This is a genomic window from Paraglaciecola sp. (assembly GCF_030730205.1).
In the GTDB taxonomy this organism is placed as follows: domain Bacteria; phylum Pseudomonadota; class Gammaproteobacteria; order Enterobacterales; family Alteromonadaceae; genus Paraglaciecola.
The window spans coordinates 1-2,086 of sequence record NZ_JANQVQ010000262.1; the positions used below are offsets into that span (position 1 = coordinate 1).

3 protein-coding genes are annotated in these 2,086 nt (G+C 43.5%); 2 read left to right on the forward strand and 1 reads right to left on the reverse strand.

The features are described from left to right. The coding region (locus NWQ57_RS17255; protein ID WP_306023413.1) for a PfkB family carbohydrate kinase at nucleotides 1-287 on the reverse strand (287 nt) is incomplete at its 3' end. Nucleotides 288-440: 153 nt separating this feature from the next. Here NWQ57_RS17255 and NWQ57_RS17260 point away from each other — a divergent pair. Together NWQ57_RS17260 and iolB are read left to right on the forward strand one after the other, a co-directional pair. Continuing rightward, nucleotides 441-1,262, forward strand: coding sequence for a MurR/RpiR family transcriptional regulator (locus NWQ57_RS17260; RefSeq protein ID WP_306023414.1), 822 nt, complete (start codon nucleotides 441-443; stop codon nucleotides 1,260-1,262). 8 nt (nucleotides 1,263-1,270) lie between these two features. Further along, nucleotides 1,271-2,074, forward strand: coding sequence for a 5-deoxy-glucuronate isomerase (iolB, locus tag NWQ57_RS17265; protein WP_306023415.1), 804 nt, complete (start codon nucleotides 1,271-1,273; stop codon nucleotides 2,072-2,074). The last annotated feature ends 12 nt before the right edge of the window (nucleotides 2,075-2,086 follow it).

Below are 2,086 nucleotides of genomic sequence, written 5' to 3' on the forward strand. Positions count from 1 at the left end.
GCCAGAGCGGTTAAACGCTCAGGATCAGTTATCACGTGGCTGGTATCTACACCTGCACGCTGAAGCTCTTCGCGGATAAACTCGCCAAATTGTTCGTCTCCCACGCGGGTTAACATGGAAGAGCGCAGCCCAAGCCTTGCGGTACCAAAACAAATATTGCAGGAAGACCCGCCAAGGGATTTAGCAAAAGACGAAATATCTTGCAGACGATTGCCTATTTGCTGTCCGTATAAATCCACCGACGCTCGCCCCAAGCAAATTACATCTAAATTCTTTTCTCCGTGCATGGATATCCGTACTCTCTATTTGTTAATGAATCATTAAATACCAAACTAAAATAGAACAAATATTTCATAAAATCAATTATGGAATATTTGTTTTTTATGCTCTATGATTCTGCAATAGATAGATTGATGCCTTTTAACCATTCGTAGGATGTCATGCTTACAACGCAATCAGAACTTGAACACGCTATTGAAAGCCAATTCGCTTCTTTGAGTAAACGCCTGCAACAAGTCGCTCGCTTTGTCTTAGATAACCCCAACAGTATCGCCTTTGGTACTGTGGCCAGCATCGCGAGCACTGCGGGTGTGCATGCCTCAACCCTAGTTAGATTTGCGCATGCCATGGGTTTTGAAGGCTTTAGTGATATGCAGAAACTGTTTAAAGACCAATTATTGGTCTCAGCACCAGATTATCAAAGCCGTATGCAATCAGTGCTCCAAGCTTCAAGCGAACATGACGACCAATGCGGTTTAAGCTGGTTGCGCCAAGTGAGTGCCAGCAGTGCCCAAGCCATGGAAACGATGTGCGAACAAGTGGATGGCCTCGCACTCAATCAAGCGATTACCTTACTGCATCAAGCAAATATTATTCATATTCAAGGAGTAAGGCGCTCATTTCCGGTGGCCACTTATTTTAGCTATCTATTGAACAATATTGGCCGCAAAGCCCACCTGATCGACAGTATCGGCCAGATGGGCAAAGCCCAGTGTAATTTAATGTCAGAGGGTGATGCCTTGTTTGCCATTAGTTTTAGTCCTTATGCCAGTGAAACGCTCAACATTGCTTTAGAAGCGAAATCTAGAGGCGTAAAATTAGTGGCCTTAACTGATAGCCCGTTGAGCCCCCTAGCTGACCAAGCTGATGTATGCATAAAAATTAAAGAAGCTGAAATCCATTCTTTTCGTTCATTAAATGGCTGCATGAATATTATTCAAGCATTGATGTTAGGTCTAATACACCACCCAAATAACCCTTAGGAAATTTGATGTCATATTTACATATTCGTCCCCAGGCTCTGGACAATAAAAAACGCATTCAACATATCACTCCGGCTTCTGCAAATTGGAATTATGTCGGTTTTGAAGTCGTAGTATTAAAAGCCGGTGAAACCCAGAGTTTTGCGACTGACAAAACCGAAGTTTGTGCGGTAGTAGTATTTGGCAGAGTTGATATTGCCACTCATGAACAAAATTTTATAAACCTCGGCGAACGTAAATCCGTATTTGAAGATAAAGCGCCTTATGCAGTGTATGCACCTCCAGGTGAAACCCTATCTATCAGCGCATTAACTGACTGCGAAGTTGCCTTATGCCGTGCTCCAGCGGCAGGCAAACTGCCCGTTAGATTGATTAAGCCCGAAGATTGCGAGTTAATGACCCGAGGACAAGGCAGCAATACTCGTTATGTACGTAATATTATGATGAATAATGTGAACGCGGAAAAACTTCTGATCACCGAGGTGATCACCCCGAGTGGTAATTGGTCAAGCTATCCGCCACATAAGCACGATACTGACGCCTTGCCAACAGAAAGTGCACTAGAAGAAACCTATTACCACAAACTCAAACCACAACAAGGTTTTGCCTTTCAACGGGTTTATACCGACGACCGCAGTATTGACGAAACCATTAGCGTAGAGCACAACAGTGTAGTGACGGTGCCTAAGGGCTATCACCCTGTTGGTGTACCACATGGCTATGATCTGTATTATTTAAATGTCATGGCGGGTCCCAAAAGAGAATGGGTGTTTTACAATGATCCCGATCATGAGTGGATGTTAAAAAAATAAATTTATCAGGCA

Bases quoted from the DNA above. Each gene is read 5' to 3' on its own strand.
- iolB (WP_306023415.1), top strand. From the start codon at position 1,271: ATGTCATATTTACATATTCGTCCCCAGGCTCTGGACAATAAAAAACGC.
- NWQ57_RS17260 (WP_306023414.1), top strand. From the start codon at position 441: ATGCTTACAACGCAATCAGAACTTGAACACGCTATTGAAAGCCAATTC.